Source organism: Hymenobacter negativus (assembly GCF_016056375.1).
In the GTDB taxonomy this organism is placed as follows: Bacteria; Bacteroidota; Bacteroidia; order Cytophagales; family Hymenobacteraceae; genus Hymenobacter; species Hymenobacter negativus_A.
Window position 1 is genome coordinate 565,018 of record NZ_JAEDAE010000002.1, and the last position, 22,419, is coordinate 587,436.

22 protein-coding genes are annotated in these 22,419 nt (G+C 60.5%); 15 read left to right on the forward strand and 7 right to left on the reverse strand.

Features of this window, described 5'->3' with window-relative positions:
• Positions 1-2: 2 nt before the first annotated feature.
• Complete coding sequence (locus I7X13_RS07300; protein ID WP_198074964.1) at positions 3-350, reverse strand: hypothetical protein; 348 nt, start codon at positions 348-350, stop codon at positions 3-5.
• Positions 351-422: 72 nt separating this feature from the next.
• On the reverse strand, positions 423-1,958 hold the full coding sequence (gene dnaB / locus I7X13_RS07305) for a replicative DNA helicase (protein ID WP_232342247.1): 1,536 nt from the start codon (positions 1,956-1,958) through the stop codon (positions 423-425).
• A gap of 396 nt (positions 1,959-2,354) precedes the next feature.
• On the opposite strand from dnaB, the gene I7X13_RS07310 reads away from it, so the two are divergent.
• Entirely contained in the window at positions 2,355-3,749 is a 1,395-nt protein-coding gene (locus tag I7X13_RS07310) for a UDP-N-acetylmuramate--L-alanine ligase (RefSeq protein WP_198074965.1), read from the forward strand.
• A gap of 2 nt (positions 3,750-3,751) precedes the next feature.
• Positions 3,752-4,462 (forward strand): alpha/beta fold hydrolase, encoded by a 711-nt coding sequence (locus tag I7X13_RS07315; RefSeq protein ID WP_198074966.1) that lies wholly within the window; start codon positions 3,752-3,754, stop codon positions 4,460-4,462.
• Between the two features lie 123 nt (positions 4,463-4,585).
• Here I7X13_RS07315 and I7X13_RS07320 read toward each other — a convergent pair whose 3' ends face one another.
• Both I7X13_RS07320 and I7X13_RS07325 read right to left on the reverse strand, forming a co-directional pair.
• The gene (locus I7X13_RS07320) at positions 4,586-5,161 is read right to left on the reverse strand and encodes a hypothetical protein (protein ID WP_198066693.1); all 576 of its coding nucleotides are present in this window, start codon (positions 5,159-5,161) and stop codon (positions 4,586-4,588) included.
• 86 nt (positions 5,162-5,247) lie between these two features.
• Positions 5,248-6,045, reverse strand: a complete 798-nt coding sequence (locus I7X13_RS07325; RefSeq protein WP_198066692.1) for a M48 family metallopeptidase — start codon at positions 6,043-6,045, stop codon at positions 5,248-5,250.
• Between the two features lie 212 nt (positions 6,046-6,257).
• Between I7X13_RS07325 and I7X13_RS07330 the strand changes: the two genes are divergently transcribed.
• The 12 genes from I7X13_RS07330 (at position 6,258) to I7X13_RS07385 (ending at position 17,610) form a co-directional block, all read left to right on the forward strand.
• On the forward strand, positions 6,258-6,872 hold the full coding sequence (locus I7X13_RS07330) for a fumarylacetoacetate hydrolase family protein (protein ID WP_198066691.1): 615 nt from the start codon (positions 6,258-6,260) through the stop codon (positions 6,870-6,872).
• 166 nt (positions 6,873-7,038) lie between these two features.
• A complete protein-coding gene (locus I7X13_RS07335) occupies positions 7,039-9,021 on the forward strand; it encodes a M23 family metallopeptidase (RefSeq protein WP_213019038.1) in 1,983 nt (660 codons plus the stop codon).
• Between the two features lie 415 nt (positions 9,022-9,436).
• On the forward strand, positions 9,437-9,886 hold the full coding sequence (gene bcp, locus I7X13_RS07340; protein ID WP_198066689.1) for a thioredoxin-dependent thiol peroxidase: 450 nt from the start codon (positions 9,437-9,439) through the stop codon (positions 9,884-9,886).
• Positions 9,887-9,978: 92 nt separating this feature from the next.
• Complete coding sequence (locus I7X13_RS07345) at positions 9,979-10,866, forward strand: transketolase (RefSeq protein WP_198066688.1); 888 nt, start codon at positions 9,979-9,981, stop codon at positions 10,864-10,866.
• A gap of 16 nt (positions 10,867-10,882) precedes the next feature.
• On the forward strand, positions 10,883-12,292 hold the full coding sequence (locus I7X13_RS07350; RefSeq protein ID WP_198074968.1) for a vWA domain-containing protein: 1,410 nt from the start codon (positions 10,883-10,885) through the stop codon (positions 12,290-12,292).
• 2 nt (positions 12,293-12,294) lie between these two features.
• Positions 12,295-12,930, forward strand: coding sequence for a GldL-related protein (locus I7X13_RS07355; RefSeq protein WP_198074969.1), 636 nt, complete (start codon positions 12,295-12,297; stop codon positions 12,928-12,930).
• Between the two features lie 45 nt (positions 12,931-12,975).
• Positions 12,976-13,932 carry a transketolase family protein gene (locus I7X13_RS07360; RefSeq protein WP_198074970.1) on the forward strand — a complete coding sequence of 319 codons (957 nt, stop codon included), beginning with the start codon at positions 12,976-12,978 and terminating at the stop codon, positions 13,930-13,932.
• A 124-nt stretch (positions 13,933-14,056) separates the two neighbouring features.
• Positions 14,057-14,437 (forward strand): hypothetical protein, encoded by a 381-nt coding sequence (locus tag I7X13_RS07365; protein ID WP_198074971.1) that lies wholly within the window; start codon positions 14,057-14,059, stop codon positions 14,435-14,437.
• A gap of 197 nt (positions 14,438-14,634) precedes the next feature.
• The gene (locus I7X13_RS07370) at positions 14,635-15,183 is read left to right on the forward strand and encodes an RNA polymerase sigma factor (RefSeq protein WP_198074972.1); all 549 of its coding nucleotides are present in this window, start codon (positions 14,635-14,637) and stop codon (positions 15,181-15,183) included.
• 65 nt (positions 15,184-15,248) lie between these two features.
• Positions 15,249-15,716, forward strand: a complete 468-nt coding sequence (locus I7X13_RS07375) for a hypothetical protein (RefSeq protein ID WP_198074973.1) — start codon at positions 15,249-15,251, stop codon at positions 15,714-15,716.
• Positions 15,717-15,740: 24 nt separating this feature from the next.
• Entirely contained in the window at positions 15,741-16,232 is a 492-nt protein-coding gene (locus tag I7X13_RS07380) for a hypothetical protein (protein ID WP_198074974.1), read from the forward strand.
• A 142-nt stretch (positions 16,233-16,374) separates the two neighbouring features.
• Positions 16,375-17,610, forward strand: a complete 1,236-nt coding sequence (locus tag I7X13_RS07385; protein ID WP_198074975.1) for an aspartate aminotransferase family protein — start codon at positions 16,375-16,377, stop codon at positions 17,608-17,610.
• A gap of 100 nt (positions 17,611-17,710) precedes the next feature.
• On the opposite strand, the gene I7X13_RS07390 is transcribed toward I7X13_RS07385, so the two are convergent.
• Positions 17,711-18,172 (reverse strand): tellurite resistance TerB family protein, encoded by a 462-nt coding sequence (locus I7X13_RS07390; protein ID WP_198066679.1) that lies wholly within the window; start codon positions 18,170-18,172, stop codon positions 17,711-17,713.
• Positions 18,173-18,404: 232 nt separating this feature from the next.
• Between I7X13_RS07390 and pfkA the strand changes: the two genes are divergently transcribed.
• Positions 18,405-19,376 carry a 6-phosphofructokinase gene (pfkA, locus tag I7X13_RS07395; protein WP_198066678.1) on the forward strand — a complete coding sequence of 324 codons (972 nt, stop codon included), beginning with the start codon at positions 18,405-18,407 and terminating at the stop codon, positions 19,374-19,376.
• Between the two features lie 83 nt (positions 19,377-19,459).
• Here pfkA and miaA read toward each other — a convergent pair whose 3' ends face one another.
• Together miaA and I7X13_RS07405 are read right to left on the reverse strand one after the other, a co-directional pair.
• Complete coding sequence (gene miaA / locus I7X13_RS07400; protein WP_317191549.1) at positions 19,460-20,380, reverse strand: tRNA (adenosine(37)-N6)-dimethylallyltransferase MiaA; 921 nt, start codon at positions 20,378-20,380, stop codon at positions 19,460-19,462.
• Positions 20,381-20,440: 60 nt separating this feature from the next.
• A complete protein-coding gene (locus I7X13_RS07405; protein WP_198074976.1) occupies positions 20,441-22,408 on the reverse strand; it encodes an OmpA family protein in 1,968 nt (655 codons plus the stop codon).
• Positions 22,409-22,419: the final 11 nt, after the last annotated feature.

Sequence of the window (22,419 nt, forward strand, 5' to 3'; positions counted from 1 at the left end):
AACTAATGCGCATGTTGCGGTGTCGCAACAAAAGCCAGCCCAAATAGCAGCCCGGATACAAGCAAGCAAATAACTATTGGCTTAAAGTTGCTTTTCACTGGAAGTAAGTGCCAATCAGCGATAAACCGCTTGGCGTAAGCCTCCAGCGCCAGCCCAGCCAGTATGCTGGTGAACCAAGAAAGCCACGGAATAAACGGCAATGGCAAAAAGCGGGCAAGTAGATACATTGTGAGTACCGTGTAAAGGATGCCGCATACCAAGGCCACGCGGGCAGCTCCCGGCTGCTGCACATCTTTCAGGTTACGTGCGGTCATTGCTCCACCCACTATGGGGTTGAACAGCAGTGACAAAAGCCGAATACCCCCCGCCGAATAAAGAGGGCGGCGGATATGCGCCGTTACTGCGCTGCCAAACTGCATAACTTAGAACGGCGGCTCCTCGCCGAAGCTGTTGCTCTTCGGGAAAGGCACCGGCGACTCGTTAATCTTCGAGCCCAGGCGAATGGTGGTCGGGGCGAAGGGACTCGGCTCGTTGTCGAAGTTGCTGGCAGGCAGGCCCATGGGCTGGTAGTTACCGGGGTCGAAGCCGCCGCCCATGCCGTCGAGGTCAGCGAACTTGGTGAATTTGCCAATGAACTTGAGCTGCACGGTTTCGAGCGAACCGTTCCGGTGCTTGGCAATGATGACTTCGCCCACGCCCTGAGTCGAGTTGCCCTCGGCATCCTGGTCGAGGCCGTAGTATTCGGGGCGGTAGAGGAAGATTACCATGTCGGCATCCTGCTCGATGGAGCCCGATTCACGAAGGTCACTCAGCTGCGGCTTCTTGTCGCCACCCCGCGTTTCTACTGAGCGCGAGAGCTGCGACAGGGCCAGTACGGGCACATTTAGCTCCTTGGCAATGCCCTTGAGCGCCCGCGAGATGCTGGCAATTTCCTGCTCACGGTTGCCGCCGCGGCCGTCGGTGTTGCCGCTCATCAGCTGCAGGTAGTCGACGATAATCATTTGCACGTCCTTCTGCGAGCGCAGGCGACGGCACTTGGTGCGCAGCTCGCGAATGCTCAGGCCCGGCGTGTCGTCAATGTAGATGGGCGCGGCCGAGAGGGCTGTGATTTTATGGTTGAGCTGCTGCCACTCGTGGTCAGCGAGGCTGCCCTTCTTGATTTTCTCAGAATCCAGTTCCGCCTCTGCCGAAATCAGACGATTTACAAGCTGCAGTGAGGACATTTCGAGCGAGAAAATAGCCACCGCTTTCTTGAAATCGACCGCCGCATTGCGCATGGCCGATACCACGAAGGCTGTTTTGCCCATCCCTGGGCGAGCCGCAATAATCACAAGGTCAGATGGTTGCCAGCCGCTCGTGACGCGGTCCAGCGCTGAGAAGCCGGTGGGTACACCCGTCAAGCCATCCGATTGGTTTTTCTTTTCCTCAAGCTCCTTGATGGCCTTGCCCATCAGGCTCCGCATGTCGTCGAAGTTCTTGCGGATGTTTGATTCCGACACCTCAAACAGGGCCGACTCGGTATCGTCGAGCAGCTTGAATACGTCCGTCGTATCCTCGAAGGCATCGCGCTGAATTTCGCTCGAAATCCGAATCAGCTCGCGCTTGATGGCGGTTTCGGTGATGATGCGGGCGTGGTATTCGACGTTGGCCGCCGAGTTCACTTTCAGCGTCAGGTTGGCCACGTAGAAGGGGCCTCCGGCGGCTTCGAGCTCGCCCATCTCGCGCAGCTCGTGCACGACGGTGAGCTGGTCGATGGGCTCCGACTTATCAAACAGCCGGATAACGGCGCGGTAAATGCGCTGGTGCGCGTCCTTATAAAAACTCTCGGGCTTGAGCAGGTCGATGACCGAGGTGAGGGCATCTTTTTCCAGCATCAGGGCGCCGAGCACGGCCATTTCGAGCTCGGGGGCCTGGGGCGGCAGCTTGCCGGCCGCACTGGCGTTCTGGGGGACCACCATGCCGCCCCGATTGGTCCAGGCCGCCTTGGCACGGGCGGCGGATTGCTTCAGGCGGTCATCCATTTGGTCGGGCATAGGGAAAGGTGGCTAGCTAAGGTAACGAAATAGCGGGGACAACGAGGCCGGTCCGGGAAATAAAACCGGGCCGGCCACGATATACACAAAGTTAACCCCGACGATACGGAAAAGATTGGCCCGCGCCTGCTATTCTTTCGGGCCGGGAATGGCGGCGGCGGCCCGGCCTTTGTACTTTCGCGCCCTTGCTTTCTGATTGTCAGGGGCTCGTTGGCGGTGGCGGTTTTGTGCGTTGGCCCGCGCCGCGCCGGAATATTGTTCCCCGCCAAACCCTGACTAACAACCGACAACGAGCAAAAGACAACTAACGACACCCCTGATTTGGAATCCTCCTCCAGCCCCGCCACGTCCCCCGAAGCTATTCACCTCATTGCGGTGGGCGGCAGCATCATGCACAACCTGGCCCTGGCACTACACCGCCGGGGCGCCCGCGTCACGGGCTCCGACGACGAAATTTTTGAGCCTGCCAAAGGCCGCCTCGCGGCCGCTGGCCTGCTGCCGGCCCAGGAAGGCTGGGACCCGGCCCGCATCACGCCCGACCTCACGGCCGTCATCGTGGGCATGCACGCCCGGCCCGACAACCCCGAGCTGCTCCGTGCCCAGGAGCTGGGCCTGAAAATCTACTCCTTCCCTGAATACATCTACGAGGCCAGCCGCGACAAGCAGCGCATCGTCATTGGCGGCTCGCACGGCAAAACCAGCATTACGGCCTGCATTCTGCACGTGCTGCGCTTCCATGGGCGCAAGTTCGACTACGCGGTGGGGGCGCAACTGGCGGGCTTCGATTTGATGGTGCAGCTGACCGACGACGCACCCATTATCATCATCGAGGGGGATGAATACCTGTCGTCGCCGGTGGACCGGCGGCCCAAGTTTCACCTCTACCAGCACCACATCGGGGTAATTTCCGGCATCAGCTGGGACCACATCAACGTGTTTCCGACCGAGGAAATCTACCGCGAGCAGTTCCGCATCTTCGCCGACATGACGCCCAAGGCCGGCGTGCTCATCTACGACCGCGACGACGAGCAGGTGCAGCTCGTGAGCGTGCCCACCAACCCCGATGTGACCTACATCGGCTACGGCCCGCACGAGCACGTCATCCGCGACGGCCGCACGTTTCTCATCACCAAAAAGGACGAGGAAGTGCCCGTGCAGGTATTCGGCGAGCATAACCTGCGCAACATCTCGGCGGCCAAGGAAGTGTGCAAGCAGCTGGGCATTAAGGGCAAGGATTTCTTCCGGGCGGTGGCCACGTTCCCCGGCGCGGCCCGGCGGCTGGAGCTGGTACGCGAAGGCGCTACCTCTGTGGTGTACAAGGATTTTGCCCACGCGCCCAGCAAGCTTAAAGCCACCGCCACGGCCCTGAAAAAGCAGTTTCCGCAGCGTCGGCTGGTGGCATGCCTGGAACTGCACACCTTCAGCAGCCTAAATCCGGCGTTTCTGCCGCAATACGCGCACTGCTTCGATGCTCCCGACGTGGCGGTGGTGTACTTCAACCCCCACGTGCTGGAACACAAGCGCCTGCCGCCGCTGGCCGCCGCTACCGTGGCTGAGGCCTTCCAGCGGCCTGATATCAAAGTCATTACCGACAGCGCCGAGCTGGCCGCGTTTTTGAAAAGTCAGTCCTGGGACAATGCCAACCTGCTGCTCATGTCCTCGGGCACATTCGACGGGCTGGATTTGGCCGGGCTGGCGGCCGAAATCACGGGCTAAGCATGAAACCGACGCTGCTACTGCTGCACGGGGCGCTGGGCAGCCCAGACACCCTGAAGCCATTGGCCGGGCTGTTGGCGGCCGATTTCGACGTGAAGATGCTGGCGTTTGCGGGCCACGGTGGGAAGGAGGTCCAGCTCGATACGTTCACGCTGCCGCACTTTGCCGGCGAAGTGCTGACGTTTTTAGCGGAGCACGAAGTCGGTCCGGCGCACGTATTCGGCTACAGCATGGGCGGCTACGCGGCCCTGCTGGCCGCCACGCAGGAGCCCGCCCGGTTTGCCAGCATCAGCACGCTGGGCACCAAGCTGGACTGGTCCCCGGAATCGGCCGCTGCCGAAACCCGTTTCCTCGACCCCGAAAAGATACTAGCCAAGGTCCCGGCCTTTGCCGAAACCCTGCGTCAGCGCCATGCTCCCGCCGACTGGGCCGCCGTGCTCCGTGCCACCGCCGCCCTGATGACGGCCGCCGGGGCCCGCCCGCCACTCACCACCGAGGCGCTGGCGGCGCTACCCGTGCCGGTGCAGCTGCTGGTGGGTGATGCCGACCACACGGCCGGCAGCCCGACGGGCCGGGCATTGGCAGCGAGGCTACCCCGGGCCCGCTTCGAGCTGCTGCCCGCCACTGGGCATCCGCTGGAGCAGGCTAATCCGGAGCTGCTAGCGGCTCGCATCCGGAATTTTGCCTTGGGAAATCCGGGGAAGAAAGGATAAAAAAAGCCCGCTATTCAGCGGGCTTTTTTGGTTCGATGGGTGCACGCGGCCGTTTCTTATCGGTGGTGATGAGCAACGCCAGCGCCGTGAGGGCGGCCCGTAGCAGCCATTTATTGCGCGTGTTCATTTTGTAGGGGCCGAAGAGATAGGAACCGAGGAGAAGAGGGCGTTATTGGCGTCCACTTTCAGGTCGCAGGTGCTGCCGCCCACTTTCTCGCCGCAGGTGCTGCCCACGATGCGTCCGTTTTCAAAATTGAAAAAGCACATGGGGCAACCCTGGCCGGTGATGGTGTAGCGCTCGGCGGTGGGCCGCAGGTAGTAAGTGTTATCGCCGCCGGCGGTGAGGGGCAGGGCCATGGCCCGATACATGCCATTGCGCAGGCCCATGCCGATGAGGTAGTAACTCACCGGCTCGTCGGGGCCGGCGGGAGCTTTGCGCACCTGGATTTTGTCGATAACAGTGCCGTCGGCAAACTGCCGGATGAAGGCCTTGGCCAGCTCGCTGCGGGGCGTAGTGTACTCCGTGGAACTGTCGGTGAAATGCACAATTTGTCGGCTTTCGGGCTTGGCAATGGCCTCGCCCTTGATGCGGTTGGGGCTGCCGAACTCGGCCGGCTTGGTGCTTTCGCACGACATGGCCAGCAGCATTACCAGAATGCTCAACAGGCCCAAACCGAGTAGACGAGGCAGGTATTTCATAAAGTCAATGAGAAATGAGAAATGAGGAATGAAGAATTAATTGAACGGTAATTCCTCATTCCCCATTGCTAATCGAGCGCAGCGTTCTAGCGGGGTTTGTAGTACTTACGGGCTTCCGGCAGTTCGCGCTGGATATCCGCGATGCGAGTGCCATTGGAAGGGTGCGTAGAAAGAAACTCGGGCGGCGAAGCCTGGTTCTCGCGGGCATCCATGCGCTGCCAGAACGTGATGGCGCCGTCGGGATTGTATCCGGCCATAGCCATGAAAATCAGGCCCAAATGGTCGGCTTCCGATTCTTGGTTGCGGCCGTATTTCAGCAAGCCCACCTGCGAGCCTACACCGAAGGCTTGCAGCGCCAGCTGCTGCGTAGCCGCGCTGTTGGTGGAGAGCGCAGCCGATAGCGCCTGCCCGCCCAACTGCTGCACGAGGCCCTGGCTCATGCGCTCGGAGCCGTGCTTGGCCACGGCGTGCGCAATTTCATGCGACATCACCACGGCCAGGCCATTCTCGTCCTGCGTGATGGGCAGGATGCCGGTGTACACGGCCACCTTGCCGCCGGGCATGCACCAGGCATTCTGCTGGGCATCGTCTTGAATTACATTGAATTCCCACTGATAGCCGGCCAGCTGGTCGGAGGCGTTTTGCTGGCGGAAATAGTTTTCAACGGCCGCCTGAATGCGCTGCCCCACGGTGCGAACCATGGCTACCTGCTGCGAGTTGGTGGAGAGCGGTCCTTTGGCAATAACGTCGCGGTACTGCGTGGCGGCCAGGGAGTTGATTTCGCTGTCGCTCACGAGGCTAAGCTGGCGGCGGCCCGTGATGGGCACCGTGGAGCAGGCGGCCAAAAAGGCCAGGCTGGCTACGAGGGTGAGTTTTCTAAGCATGGGAGTGAGGGAGAAAGAGTGGATGGCAGCGCCAGGCCTGGGCGCGGGTTTTGGGCCAAAGCAGGAGCTGCCATTGCCGCCTATACGGCAGCAGGGCAGGGTAAAGTTTTGGCTTTATCCGGCTGCCGGGGCCGAAAACGAACCGCCCGATTGCCGTAAGCCAACGGGGAGCCGTAGTTTTGACATATCTACGACCCGCCTTTCCCGTCGCCATGAAAATCATCTGCATCGGCCGCAACTACGCCGACCACATTGCCGAGCTGCACAACGAGGTGCCCAGCGCGCCGGTTATCTTTATGAAGCCCGAAACGGCGCTGCTGCAACGCGGCCAGCCGTTTTTCATCCCCGAATTCTCGCAGGACATCCACCACGAGCTGGAGCTGGTGCTGCGCGTGAGCAAGAACGGCCGCCACATCGACGAGGCATTTGCCCACACGTATTTCGACGCTATTGGCCTGGGCATCGACTTCACGGCCCGCGACTTGCAGGCCGAACTCAAGAAGAAAGGCCTGCCCTGGGAGCTGGCCAAAGCCTTCGACGGCTCCGCTCCGATTTCGCCCACCTTCCGGCCCGTGGCCGAGTTTGCCGACCTGGCCAACATCAACTTCCACCTCACGGTGAACGGCGAAACCCGCCAGACCGGCAACTCCGCCCTGATGCTGCACCCCTTCGCCAAAATCATCAGTTTCGTGTCGAAATACATCTCCCTGAAAATGGGCGACCTGATATTTACCGGCACGCCCGCCGGCGTGGGGCCGGTAAAAATGGGCGACCAGCTGGAAGGCTTCCTGGAAGGGGAGAAGCTGCTGGAATTGGGTATTCGGTAGGATGGTAGAGACGCATACTTGCGTCTCGGCGTTAAACGGGGGCGCCAGACGCATTCAAACGGCGCGAATGAGGAGACGCAAAATATTGCGTCTCTACTCCCGTTCGTCAAAACAAGGAATTAGCTGAATTAAAAGGAGCGTTATTGTGCAAAAGGGAAAGCTGAGTGTGCGGTTGATAATAAGTGTGTTTTTGGTGCTGCTGGCGTGGCGGGTAGGGGGGCAGGAGGCCGATTCTTCGGACCACGACCACAGCCTGACCGAGCTGCTGAATGCCGGGCGGCCCACCGTGGCGCCGGGGTATTTTCAGTTTCCGATTGCGCCGGGCCAGCCCAATTTCCTGGCCGGGAGCATGGGTGAATTGCGCCCCAACCACTTCCACGGCGGCCTCGACATCAAGACCGGCGGCGGGGTGAACCAGCCCGTGTACGCCGCCGCCGATGGCTACGTGTCGCGCCTCAAGCAGTCGTCGTTCGGCTACGGCAACGTGCTCTACATCACGCACCCCAATGGGCTGACGACGGTGTATGGGCACCTGAACGAGTTCAAAGGCGCGTTTGCGGCAGAGCTACTGCATCGGCAGTATGATAAGCAGAGCTACGAACTGGAATGCTTCTTCGACAAAGACCGGTTTCCGGTGAAGAAGGGCGAACTGGTGGCCCTGAGCGGTAACACCGGCGGCTCGGCCGGCCCGCACCTGCACTGGGAAGTGCGCGATGCCCAGGACCGGCAGTACAACCCGCTGCAGTGGGGCGGCTTCCCCGAGATTCAGGACCACGTGGCGCCCACCTTGCAGGCCTTCGCGCTGGAGCCGCTGGGCATTGAGGCGCGGGTGAAAAATGTGTTTGCCAAGGCGCTGTTTGTGCCTAAGGTGCAGCCCGGGCCGGGCGTGGCCACCACCTGGGCCGATACCATCAGCGCCTTTGGCACGGTGGGGCTGCTCATTCAGGGCTTCGATAGGTTTGACAATGCCTGGAACAAGAATGGCATCCAACGCGTGGCGGTGAAGGTGAACGGGCAGCCGTTTTACCAGCACAACATCGACGCGATTCCCTTCCCGACGGGTACCCGGCAGGTGGGCAACTTCGTCGATTTCCTGTACCAGAACACCCAGGGCCGCACCCTGCAAAAGCTGTGGGTAGACGACGGCAACGACCTGCTGATGTACGCCACCACCAGCCCCGGCAAGGGCCGCCTGACCGTGGAGGCCGGCAAAATCTACAACGTCGACATCACCCTGGCCGACTCCTACAACAACCAGACGCCCCTGCACCTGGTGCTGCGCGGCGAACAGCCCGAATACTTCAAAACCCGCTCCGGCACGGTGAAGAAGTCGGCCCTGCGCTTCGAGGTGACGCGCAACCTGCTCAAAGCCGTGGCCGCCGACCCCGGCACGGATTCCGTGGGGGCCAACCTGGTGCTGCTGCGCGGCAACCGCCGCCTCGAAATCAAGCCGAGCTACACGCAGAACAGCGAAAACGTGTACCTCTACGACCTGCGCGCCGGCCTGCCCGACTCCCTGCGCTTCGGCACCATCACCAAGAAATTCGACCGGCAGGTAATGATTCCGGCCGGCAAGGAAACCAACTACGCCACGGCCAAACTCAACGTGCTGTTTGGCAAGGAAACGCTGTTTGGTAACATCTACCTGGGCACCAGCTACAAACCCGAGCCCACCGGCAGCGGCTTCTGGACGGTGGGCTCGCCGCTGCTACCGCTCTACCACACGGCCGTGCTCACCCTCAAGCCCGCCGCCCCGCCCGCCGACCCGCAGCGCACCGCCATCTACGCGGCCACGGCGGCTGGCGGCAAAGCCTACCTCGGCGGCAAGTGGGACGAGCAGGGCAACATTACGGCCACCATCCGCCAGTTTGGCTCCTACCGCATCCTCACCGATACCAAAGCGCCGGAAGGCAGCCTCGTGGGCCGCGCCGGCGGGCAACTGTCGTTTCGCGTCGGCGATGACATGTCGGGGCTGGCCAGCTACCGGCTGCTCGTGGGCGGCCAGTTTCGTCTGCTGCGCTTCGAGCACAAAAAGGCCCTGCTCTTCACCGTATCCACCGACACCCTCGGGCCGCGCCTGCACGGCCCCGCAGAGTTGCGCCTGACGGACCAGGCGGGGAATGAGCGGGTGATTCCGCTGAGCTTATAGCTATTGCAGGATGATAAAGGCGATGATAAATCAGCTTTTCGTCTTCCTATCCTATGGGATTGTCAGAGGTATAGGCATGCGGGCTAGAACACGGTTGTTCTTCTCGTTTTTCGTTTATCTCTCTTTTGTAATAGTTCTTTTTTTACTGTTTAAGCTACTTGCCATTTCTAGAGAAACCGGTGCCGTTTCTCTGATGCTCTCCTTGGGAGTGTATTTTTTTATTTACCGAATAATTAACGCCTATACCGATAGTACCTGGCAAATATTCAGCTATGTATGGCCCGCAAAAGTGCGGTACTGGTGGGCTCGCAGGGCTGGGGTTTGGCTGCTGATGCTCTCGATAATAGTCGGATTTGGATTTTCAGGCTACTTGTGGGCTAAATCCTTACCATAATTTCTCATCAACTGTTTTTTTATGCCTCTCGAACCCGGCCAACCCGCCCCCGATTTCACCGCCCAGGACCAGGACGGCAACACCGTCAGCCTGCACGCGCTGCGCGGCCAGAAAGTCGCCCTTTACTTTTACCCCAAAGACGATACCCCCGGCTGCACCGCCCAGGCCTGCAACCTGCGCGACCACCAGGAAGAGCTCAAAGCCCACAACATCCAGGTTATCGGCGTGAGCATTGATGGCGAGGCCGCGCACAAGAAATTCGCCCTCAAGTACGACCTGCCCTTCCCGCTGCTCGTCGATACCGACAAGACCATCGTGCAGGCCTATGGCGTGTGGCAGGAAAAGAAAAACTACGGCAAGACCTACATGGGCACCGTCCGCACCACTTTCCTGATTGACGAAAACGGCCTGATTGAAAAGATTATCAAGAAAGTCGACACCAAAGAGCACGCCGCCCAACTGCTGAAGTAGCCCTGATAAGTGGCAGTGCTTCGCCTCGGAACGGGGCGGTTAGCCCATCCCGCCATTTACTACCTTTACCCACCGAACCCAACTATTCCCACATGGCCGATACCACCACCACCAAAACCGTTGAGCAGCCCGAGAAATCGAACGAAGAGCTGAAGGAAATTGCCACCCAAGTGCGCCGCGACATCGTGCGCATGGTGCACGCCGTGAACTCGGGCCACCCCGGCGGCTCGCTCGGCTGCACCGATTTGTTTGTGGCCCTCTTCTTCAAGGTGATGAAGCACCACCCCGAGCCCTTCGACATGGACGGCAAGGACCAGGATATTTTCTTCCTGTCCAACGGCCACATTTCGGCCACTTGGTACTCGGTGCTGGCTCGCTCTGGCTACTTCCCCATCAGCGAGCTAAGCACGTTCCGCAAACTCAACTCGCGCCTGCAGGGCCATCCCACCACCCACGAAGGTTTGCCGGGCATCCGGGTGGCCTCCGGCTCGCTGGGCCAGGGCCTGAGCGTGGCCTGCGGCGCGGCCCAGGCCAAAAAGATGAACGGCGACAAGCAGCGCGTGTTCGTGCTCATGGGCGACGGCGAGCTTGAGGAAGGCCAGAACTGGGAGGCCGCCCTCTACGCCAGCCACCACAAAATCGACAACCTGGTGGCCATCGTGGACCGCAACGGCCAGCAGATTGACGGCTCGACCGACGAAATCGGCGGCCTCGGCGATGTGGCCGAGAAGTTCAAAGCCTTCGGCTGGCACGTCATTGAAGGCGACGGCAACCACTTCGAAGCCCTCATCCCCCTCCTCGAAAACTGCGTGGCCGCCACCGGAAAGGCCAAGCCCGTCATGTTCGTAATGGACACGAAAATGGGCTTCGGCGTCGATTTCATGATGGATGGCCACAAGTGGCACGGCGTGGCTCCGAACGATGCCCAGCTGGCTACGGCGCTCGATGAGCTGAAAGTAGGCACCGAAGGCGACTACTAGGTCGCGGCTGTTGTTCATGCTGCCGCGCTTGCTCCGGGCCTTGTGTTTCCTGTTGCTGGCAGCCCCGCTGGGGCTGCCAGTACAGGACGCGCGTGCCCAAAACGCCCCGCCCGAAAAGCCCAAGGTCACCCGTATTCTGTTCCTGCTCGATGCCTCGGGCTCGATGATGGCGCCCTGGGAGGGCCAGCCCCGCTGGGAAGTGGCCAAGCGCATGCTCAGCAAAATGGTCGACTCGCTTAACGCCTATCCCAACCTGGAGCTGGGCCTGCGCGTGTACGGCCACCAGTTCCCGAATGCCGAGAAAAACTGCCAGGACTCGAAGCTGGAAGTGGCCTTCGCGCCCCGCAACGCCGCCGCTATCAAGAAGAAGCTGACCACGCTCAAGGCCCAGGGCAACACGCCCATCACGTACTCGCTGGAGCAGTCGGCCAACGATTTCCCCACCGATAAGCAGTCCCGCAACGTGCTGCTGCTGATAACCGACGGCCTCGAATCGTGCAACCGCGACCCCTGCGCGGCCTCCCTGGCCCTGCAGCGCAAGCACGTTTTCCTGAAGCCCTTCGTCATCGGCATCGGGGCCGAGCGCGACTTTGGCAAGCAGCTCGAATGCCTCGGCCAGTATTACAACGCCGCCGAGGTGAAGACCTTCCGCACGGTGATGAACGACGTCATCGCCAAAACACTGAGCAAAACCACCGTCAGCGTCAACCTCACCGACGCCAACGGCAAGCCCGTGGAAACGAACGTCAACATGACTTTCGTGAACAACGTGACCGAGCAGCCCGAGTACAACTACGTGCACTACCGCGACGCCCAGGGCAAGGCCGACGTGCTCGACATCGACGCCCTGCAGAGCTACGACCTCGTGATAAACACCGTGCCGCCCGTGCGCCAGGCCAACATTCCCATCGTCCCCGGTAAGGCCAACGTGCTCACCTACAAAACCCCGCAGGGCACCCTCTGGCTGCAAAACCCGCCGCTCACGCCCAATCCCTATGGCACCATCCGGGCCGTTGTGCGCAACCCTGCCGGGGCTACCATCACGGCCGGCACCTTCGGCACCCGCCAGAAGCTGCTGGCCGGCAACTACGAAGTCGAAGCCCTGACCCTGCCGCGCACCGTGCGCCGCCTCACCATCAAGCAGGGCCAGGAATACACCTTCACCTACGATGCCCCCGGCACCCTCAACATCACCTCCGACCTGAAAGGCTACGGCAGCATCTACCAGCTGAATGACGACGAGTCGCAAACCTGGATTTACGACCTGCCGCAGGGTGGCAGCAGCAAAATCAACCTTCCCATGCAGCCCGGCGCTTACCGCTTGGTATTCCGCACCGGTACCAGCAATGGCAGCAAATACACGGACGTGCGCAACTTCAGCATCCGCAGCGGGCAGACAACTTCAGTAGCCATTTTTGGAAAGTAGCTATGGAAGTAAGAGTTGAAAGCAAGAGCTTCTTATACGATGTGCTACTGCCTAAGCTGGAACCGGCTTCTTGGGTATTAGCCATTTGGGGGTTTATAGCAAGTTGGAATCAGCTGGCAGGCGGAGATGTTTTTTTGATTATTGGGTTAGCTAATCTTGCGCTCGTATACTATCTGAGTGCTTACAAACCCAGGAGTCTAACGAATACTCATGGACCAAACTTCGAGTCTGTTGCTAGTCAGCAGCAAATTTTGAATACATCGCAGGATACCTCTTTTCTGCTAGACACTCTTGCACCCAAGCTTATTGGGATAAGTGGTGCAGTTGTCCTTATCGGAACATTATTTAAACTTCTGTTTTGGAGTGGTAGCGCCATCATGCTAACTGTTGGCACTGCAACCATGGTGCTGGTCGTTTTGCTGATGGCATTGAATCAGCGCTTGAATAGGCGGGCAGTTGTGTTGGCGGCAATTGGAATTATAATGCTTACTGTTTCATCTGAAACTCTGATGCGCCAATTGCACCGCGACGACCCGCAACTAGTAGAATTGATGGTTTACCAGATACACCATCCTCATGACCGCGCCGCCGCAGATGCGGTCCGAATCCATATAAACCGAAAACGCATTCAGCGTTAAACTCATTGCAACGTCAAGCCGCTCACGGCTCCAAATCAATTCCCAATGAAAGACTTCCCCTACACCGAATCGAAAGATACCCGCAGCGGCTTCGGCGCTGGCCTGGCCGAGTTGGGCGCCAGCAACCCCAATGTAGTAGCCCTCTGCGCCGACCTCACCGGCTCGCTCAAGATGGACGCCTTCAAAAAGGCCTTCCCCGAGCGGTTCTTCCAGGTCGGCATTGCCGAGGCCAACATGATGGGCGTAGCCGCCGGCATGACCATTGGCGGCAAAATCCCCTTCACGGGCACCTTTGCCAACTTCAGCACCGGCCGCGTCTACGACCAGATTCGCCAGAGCATTGCTTACTCGGGCAAAAACGTGAAAATCTGCGCCTCCCACGCCGGCCTCACGCTGGGCGAAGACGGCGCCACCCATCAGATTCTGGAAGACCTCGGCATGATGAAAATGCTGCCCGGCATGACCGTCATCAACCCCTGCGACTACAACCAGACCAAAGCCGCCACCATCGCCATTGCCGACCACGAAGGCCCCGTGTACCTGCGCTTCGGTCGCCCCGTAGTGCCCAATTTCACGCCCGCCGACCAGAAATTTGAAATCGGCAAAGCCTGGACCCTGAACGAAGGCACCGACGTGAGCATCTTTGCCACCGGCCACCTCGTGTGGAAGGCCGTGTTGGCCGGCAAGCTCCTGGCCGAGAAAGGCATCAACGCCGAAATCATCAACATCCACACCATCAAGCCGCTCGACGCCGAAGCCATCCTCGCCTCGGCCCGCAAAACAGGCTGCGTGGTAACGGCCGAAGAACACCAGATGAACGGCGGCCTCGGCGACAGTATCGCCCAGCTGCTGGCCCGCGAAGAGCCCCTGCCCCTGGAAATGGTGGCCGTGCACGACAGCTTCGGCGAAAGCGGCACCCCCGACCAGCTGATGGAGAAATACCACCTCAACGAAGCCGCCATCGTGGAAGCCGTGGAAGCGGTGATGAAGCGGAGGAAGTAGGTATCGACTGGCCATCAAAATGCCCCGCAACAGCACTGCTATTGCGGGGCATTTGCATTTTTGCCGGGCTGTGAAAATTGATTTTATTTGTGCTTCCCGATTATCAAAAAATGCACGCTGGTAAATGAAAAAGCTGATGCTAGCCGCCGGATTTGGTGGGGTAATTCTTTTTAACGCATCTACCTCGGCACTGGCCCAGGCCGGGCACGCCTCCGAGCTAAAATATGGCAAATACGGTTGCACGGCCAGCAAATACAGAGGCGGTTTTTACGAATACACGCCCCGGGGTTCATTCACAATTAATAAGAATGGTACCTACACATATCAAGGCTTTGAAAAGCCGAGTGCAGGAAAATTCAGCGTTGACAAAACCGGAAATCTGCTGTTTTCGGGCGGCTATTTAGATAAGGGCAAGGCCGAAAAAATAGACCGGCCTAATAAGTTTTTTCTGGTCTTTCCGACCAATCCGGATAATCGGTGGACTTGTTCCTGCACCGATAAATGATGTCAGGTCATTCATAAAATGCCCGTTGAACCATAGTGCAGAATAGGTGCTGTGAGTGCCAAAAGCTCGATTTGTAGCAGGCTGACAGGGTACGCGTTGCGAACAAGTTGGCCGGCGGCTGGTAATTTATCCGGGTTCGGGTTAAACATTGCCGCCCCTGCGCCATCCAACAGGCCATTTCCGCAAGTATCGCGCGTTTGGAAGACCACGAAATTCTCCTCAAGTTCCAGGACCCCGCCAGCCGCAACCTGGCGTTCAACCAGCTCGTGCGCAAGTACCAGAGCAAGGTGTACTGGCACGTGCGCAAGATGGTGGTGGACCACGACGACGCCGACGACCTCACCCAGGACGTGTTTGTGAAGGTGTGGAAACACCTCTCAACCTTCCGGCAGGATGCCCAGCTTTTCACCTGGATTTACCGCATTGCCACCAACGAGTGCCTGAATTTCCTGAGCAGCAAGCGCCGTAAGTTCCTGTTGCCGCTTACGGACGTAGGGGCCGAGCTGGCCGCCAAAATCGAAGCCGACCCCGCCATTGCCGGCGATGAAATTGAGCTAAAGCTCCAAAAAGCCATTCTGCGCCTGCCCGATAAGCAGCGCCTCGTCTTCAACCTGCGCTACTACGACGAGATGCCCTACGAGCAAATGGCCGAAGTAACGGGCACCAGCGTGGGCGCGTTGAAAGCCAGTTACCACCACGCCGTGAAGAAAGTGGAAGAGTACGTGACCCGCACCACCGACGACTAACCCCGCCCCGCACAATTTTTTACTGGCGGAATTAAACGCTGCCCCCGCCTTTTCATCCAACCATCATGAAAACTGCTTTTAAGCTCGACGCGCACCCTCGGCGGCCCCGCCCGCTGCTGAGTGAGCCGCCCGCGGGCTACTTCGATAAACTGCCGACCCAAATAATGGCCCGGCTGCCCCAGGCCGATGCCCGTGAAACTGCGCTGGGCTGGGGCTGGCTCAGCTTCCTGTCGCCGGCGCTGCGTACCGGCTTGGCCTCGGTGGCCGTGCTGGGCGGGTTTGCTGCCTCGTTTTATATGAGCGGCAGTGCGCCGCTGGTGCCTGCCACAGCCGCCACCGCCTCGCTCGATGCCGTGCCGCGTACCGAGCTGGTGGGCTACCTGCTCACGAGCGGGGCCCGCGTCGAAAACTCCGACCTGGCCGTGCTCACCGCCGCCCATCCGGCTATCACCAAGGGCTTCCTGCACGCCTCAGAAGAGGAGCTGAACGACGCGCTGGACGCGCAACCTTCCGACGAATCAACGTACCTCTAATTTCTGTATTCCTACCTTGCTATCATGTCCGTTTTATCATCCATGTTTCGTTTGCTGAGCCTTGCGGCTTTGCTGCTGGTGCTGGCACCTGCCGCGCACGCCCAGGGCGGGCTGGGCGGTGGAGGCCGCAAAGGCCAGCGCCTCGGCCAGCTCGAAAACGCCAAAATTGCCTTCATCACTACCCGCGTTTCGCTCACCCAGGACCAGGCCCAGAAGTTCTGGCCGCTCTACAATGAATTCTCCGACCGCCGCCGCGAACTCAACCGCAGCGGCCGCCTGCTGCGCCGCGACATCACCGAAGGCATGACCGACCAGCAAATCCGCGACAACCTCACGCAGTCCTTCGCCCTGCGTCAGCAGGAGCTGAACCTGGAGAAGGAGTATTTTGATAAGTTTCAGAAAGTCATTTCCCTACGCCAGGTCGCCCAGCTGTTTCAGGCCGAGCGTGACTTCACCAAGGAGGTTATCAAGCGCGTAGCTGGAACTGGTGCACAATCCGCTATTGACACCAACTGAGTCTGTTTCTTGCTGAGCTATGCCGAGAGGCCGCTGTCCCCGCAGCGGCCTCTTTATTTTTGCAGGATAATCGAAAGCATAGTCTTAGCTGTTTGTGCTCAATTGTGCATCGTTGCCAAAATCCGATAAATCCGTCAAATCCGTGGTCCTTACCCCCCGCCAACTATTTCTGCGCCACCAAGCCCAAACCTCCGATTTTCCGCTGCTGCTGGAAATTGAGCGGGCCGAAGGCGTGTACATGTACGGCCCCGATGGCCGCCGCTACCTCGACCTGATTTCGGGCATCGGCGTGAGCAACGTGGGCCACCGCCACCCGCGCGTGCTGGCCGGCATTCAGGCCCAGCTCGATAAGTACCTGCACCTGATGGTGTACGGCGAGCTGGTGCAGGCCGTGCCCGCGCAGCTGGCCGAGGCCATCCACCAGACCTTGCCCGCGCAGCTTGATTCGGTGTTTTTCACCAACTCCGGCACTGAGGCAATTGAGGGCGCGCTGAAGCTAGCCAAGCGCCACACCGGCCGCACCGAGCTCATTTCCTGCCTCAACGCCTACCACGGCTCCACGCACGGCGCGCTGTCCATCACGGGCTCCGAGGGCTTCAAAAACAGCTTCCGCCCGCTGCTGCCCGACGTGCGCCACATCCGCCACAACGAGCTGGCCGACCTTGCACTCATCACCGAGCGCACGGCCGCCGTGGTCATCGAAACCGTGCAGGGCGAGGCCGGCGTGCGCGTGCCCAGCCCCGGTTACCTGCCCGCCCTGCGCGCCCGCTGCTCCGAAGTAGGCGCGCTGCTTATTCTTGACGAAATTCAGTGCGGCTACGGGCGCACCGGCACCATGTGGGCCTTCGAGCAGTTCGGCATCGAGCCCGACATTCTGGTGTGTGCCAAGGGCATGGGCGGCGGCATGCCCATCGGCGCCTTCATTTCGAGCACCGAAATAATGTCGGGCTTCAAGACCAACCCCATTCTAGGACACTGCACCACTTTCGGCGGGCACCCGGTGAGCTGCGCGGCGGCCCTGGCTACGCTGCAGGTGATGCAGGATGAGCGGCTGGCGGAAGGCGTGGCCGCCAAAGCGGAGCGGTTTCGGGCGCAACTGCGGCACCCGGCCATCCGGGCGGTACGTGGCCGTGGCCTGATGATGGCCGTAGAATTTGACTCTTTCGCTGTGCTCAAACCCATCATCGACCACGCCCTGGAGCGCGAAGGCATTCTCACCGACTGGTTCCTGTTCTGCGACAACTCCCTGCGCCTAGCCCCACCGCTCACCATCAGCGAGGCCGAGATTGACGAAGCCTGCGCCGCGCTGCTGCGGGCTATCGAGCACATTACCCGTGGGGGTGGGGGGATATCCGACAGGGCCGGTCAGACTAATTAAGCACCAGCAGCCGGCACGTAGCATCAAAAAACGGCCCTTTGGCAATCCAACTTCGGATTGCCAAAGGGCCGCTGCTGTTTCGGGGCACCCAATGAAAAGATTATTCCAATACCACGTTGGGCCGCGGCAACTCGTTGTAGTTCAGGAATGAGGTGCTTTCTTCCTTGATGCGGTCCTTGGGCAGGCCGTCTTTCACGCCCTGCGAAATCTTGCGCACCAGCACGCCCACAATGGCTTTGCGGAAGCCCAGCTTCTCGGCCATCATGATGCAGAAGTCCATCTCGGTTTCGTCTACGATGCCGTCAGCCAGCATCATGTCCACGAGGTCGAAAATCTGGTCGAACCGCTCCGAGTCGGTGGTGGGCAGGTCATTGCTGCTGCCTTTCGAGCCCGACACCAGCGCCTGCACTTCAGAGCTGCTGATGCCGTTCTTCTTGCCCACCGCAAGGATGAAATTCATCTCCCGGGCGTCGATGTGGCCGTCGGCTTTAGCCAGCGCCGCGAGGTTCAACAGGTGGCTTTTGATTTTTTTAGCCTGCTCATTTTCGAAAAAACCGAACATAAACGTGGGAATTAAGAAGTGGGAGATGATTTTAGGTGCGAAACCGCGATTTTCGGGGTAAGATACACGAAAAATCGACTTTTTGTTAGCAAATTATTATTCTGCTAAGAGAAATACAAACGTTTCCATTAACGGCAATTTCTTGGCCTGGGTTGAGGGTTTGCATTCATTTCGCCAACTTTGCGAGGTTTGGACGCCATTTGCGCGCTCCGTCGCATTATTGATAGGCAAGATGAAGAGAATAGCGGTTTTTACGAGTGGAGGCGATTCGCCGGGCATGAATGCTGCCATCCGGGCGGTGGTACGGACGGCCACCTACCACGGCATTGAGGTTTACGGCATTATGCGGGGCTACAGTGGCATGATTAAGGGCGAGTTTGTGCGCCTCGATTCGGCTTCCGTATCCAATACGGTGCAGAAGGGGGGCACCATTCTGAAATCGGCACGCAGCCAGAAGTTCATGACCAAGGAAGGCCGCCAGCAGGCCTTCGACCAACTGGTAAACAACGGCATTGAAGGCCTCGTGGCCATTGGCGGCAACGGCACCTTCACCGGAGCCATGATTTTTGAAGAAGAGTTCGGCATCCCAACGGTGGGCGCGCCGGGTACGATTGACAACGACCTCTACGGCACGGACTACACCATTGGCTACGACACGGCCGTGAACACGGCCCTGGAGTGCATCGACAAAATCCGGGACACGGCCGACTCGCACGACCGCTGCTTCTTCGTGGAGGTGATGGGCCGCGACTCGGGCTACATCGCCATTCCGTGCGCCATTGGGGGAGGGGCCGAAATCGTAATGATTCCGGAAACGCAAATGAGTGTGGATGTGGTGATTGATACCCTGCAATCGGGCTGGCAGCGTTCCAAAACCTCGTTCATTGTCATCGTGGCCGAGGGCGAGGAAGAGGGCAACGCCACCAATACGGCCGCCCGCGTGAAGGAGGCCATTCCGCAACTCGACACCCGCGTCACGGTTATCGGCCACATTCAGCGCGGCGGCTCGCCCACGGCGGCCGACCGCCTGCTGGGCTCCCAAATCGGCATCGCCGCCGTAGAAGGCCTTATGAACGGCATGCGCAACGTAATGGCCGGCATCGTGGATAAGAAGCTGGTGTACACGCCATTTACCGATACCATCAACAAGAAGAAACTCATCAACCAGAGCTTCATGCGGATGGTGGAGATTCTGAGCGTGTAGCTTTTAGGGTAAGAGGGTGTGGGGGTAGGCGGGCAAGAGTTAGAACCAGTATTTAACTCTTACCCGCCTTCCCCCACACCCTCTTACCCTAACTCCACCCACTGATAGGCCGGGTCGCGGCGCAGCCAGGTCATTTGGCGCTTGGCGTAGCGGCGGGTGTTGCGCTGAAGCAGGCGCACGGCTTCGGCCCAGTCGTATTCGCCATCCAGAAAGCCGAAAATTTCCTGGTAGCCCACAGTTTGCAAGGCGTGGTGGTGGCGGTAGGGCAGAACGGATTTGACTTCATCGAGCAGGCCAGCTTCCAGCATGTGCTCCACGCGGAGGTTGATGCGCTGGTACAATGCTTCCCGCTCGCGGGTGAGGGCCACTTTCACGTTGCGGAACAATGGGTTTTCGGGCGGCGGGCCTTCGGTGTGGAAGCTGGAAAACGGCCGGCCGGTGGCGCGGGTAATTTCCAGGGCGCGCACCACGCGCTGGGGGTTTTGCTGGTCGATGCGGCCGTGGGCCACGGGGTCGGTTTCGGCCAACTCGGCCACGAGGTGGGGGAGGCCGTGGGCGGCCAGCTCGGCGTGGAGCCGGGCCCGGACTTCGGGCGGCACGCTGGGCAGCTCGTCCAGCCCATCGGTTACGGCCTGCACGTAGAGGCCCGAGCCGCCGGTGAGAATAATCAGCGGGTGCTTCTGGAATAACTCGGTGAGGACGGCCAGGCAATCGGTAGCGAAGCGGCCGGCGCTATAATCCTCCGTGATGCTGTGGCTATCGATGAAATGGTGGGGTACGCCCTGCATCTCGGCGGGCGTAGGCTTGGCGGTGCCAATGCTGAGCTCGCGGAAAAACTGGCGCGAGTCGGCCGAGACAATTTCGGTGTGGAATTGCTGCGCCAACTGCACGCACAGGGCCGTTTTGCCCACGGCCGTAGGACCGGCGATGGTGAGCAGCACGGGGCGCGGGTCGGCGGCGGTGGGGGCCAGCTGGGCGAGAATTTCGGGAGGAAGTGCGGACACGGCGGAAATAATGCGCGGCCAAAACCGGCAGCGCGGGCCACAAAGTTCGCGCCGCCCGCGCTATTGCAGCCCCACGATGCGGAATTCGACGCGGCGGTTGAGGCGACGAGTCGCTTCCTGGTCGTTGCTGGCAATGGGCTCGGCCCCGCCCAGGCCCAGGCCGGTGATGCGACTGCCGGCCACGCCGTGGTCGGCCAGGTAGGCCTTCACGGCAGCCACACGTTGCTGGCTGAGCACCACGTTTTTTTCGGGCGGGCCCACGTTGTCGGTGTGGCCGCGCAGCTCGATGGTTAGGCCGGGGTTATCAATCATCAGGCGCACCAGCTTGTTGAGGGCGGCGGCCGACGAGGGCAGCATGGCGGCTTTGCCCTGCTCAAACTGCACGTTAGCGAGCTGCTGGGTGGCCCCCACGGCCAGCGGCCGAAGCAATATGTCACGCACCAGCGGGCCGGGCGCGGCAGCCCAGGTGCTATCGGTAGAGAAGTAGCCGGGGTGCTGGGCATGGTATTGATAAGCAATGCCCGGCTTCGAGGCATAAGTGAAATTGCCCCGCACCGACAGCAACACCGCCGTGCCCACCTCATCGTGGTCGAGGCGCAGCTGGGCCTGCGGCAGGGGCAGTGAGGTGGTGGCGTCGAGCACGCGGCCTTCCCAGGTGGCGGTGGTGGGCGTGGGGGGCGGCGAGGGCGGGGCCGGTTGTACTACCCCAAATAGGTTGCAGCCGGCCAGGTCGGTGTAGGTGCCGCCGCGCACGCGGGTGGCCTTGCGGCGGGCCAAATCGACCTGATAAAGTCCGTGCGGGCCAGCCAGATACATGCGGCGGCGGCCAGCAGCATCGTTCTGCATCAGCAGGTCGCTGTAGCCGCCGCGCACGGGCAAGCCGTCGAGCGGAATGCGCTCGGGGGCGGGCTGTTTGGTGTTCAGGTTTATTTTCAATAAGGAGCCGTCGGTGCTGTACACCATGTACATCGTGTTGGCATCGTCGAGGCAAAAATTGCCGTGCGTGCCCGCGCCGTCAAATCCGATAATGGGGTAATACGGGGCTTTGCGGATGGGGTCGGTGGCCCACACCACGCTCACGCGGCCCTCGTGGGGGCTCACGCGCACCAGCAGGTTGGCGTCGGAAGTCATGAAATACAGGTCGCCGTGGTCGTCGGTGGCGGCGGATATCCAGACGTTTTCGGGGCCTTGGGCGGGGAGCTGCCAGTCGGTGTAGGCCCCGCGCCGGGCGGCGGGGTCGTAGCGGTACACGCGCTCGGGGGCATTAGTGGGGGCTTTTGTGACGGAATACAGACAATTGTCGAACCCCTTGGCCAGGGCGTAGGACTGGAAGGGCAGCACCCGGCGGTGGGCGCGGGGCTTGGCCGTGGGGTCAGAATTTGAAAACTCGTAGATGGTGCGGCAGTCGTCTTCCCACTGCCCGTCGTGGTAGCGCAGGGCCGCAATGCCATACATTTTGCCATCGCAAATCTGGTCGGCGTAGCGGCGGCTGGGCCAGGGCGCGTTGGTGAAGGCGAAGGACTCTACCAGCTGCCGGCCCTCGGTAAGGTAGCGGCCGTCTTGCTCAGTGCCGGCCCGGTATTCTACCCGAAACTCGTAGCCGCCGCGCCAGAGCTGCCGGCCCAGCACATGCGTGCGCGGGGCTGGGGCGGGCGGGGCGTAGGTGTATTCGTAATCAATCTCATCAGTCGGACCGTTGCTGTGCTGGTCGAGGCGCAGCACCTGCACGCGGGGCAGCCGCTGGATGCGCTGGTACACCGAATCGGGCCGACCCGCGCCCAGCAAGCGCAGGTCGCGCCGGTCATCGGGCAGGGGCTGCTGGCTGACTTTCACCATCGCGACGATGGCGGGCGCGCCGGCCGTGAACGTGGCCACCGGCCCGCCCGCTGTCCGGGGCGGCACCCAGCCCGGCGCATACGCCAGCTGGTAGCGGGCTTGCGCGTCGGTGTACTGGATGGCCGGTGGCGTGGACTGCGCACTCAGCCCCAGCCGACAAACCAACAAGACCAGCGTCAGAAAAATCCTCATAGGCCGGAGCA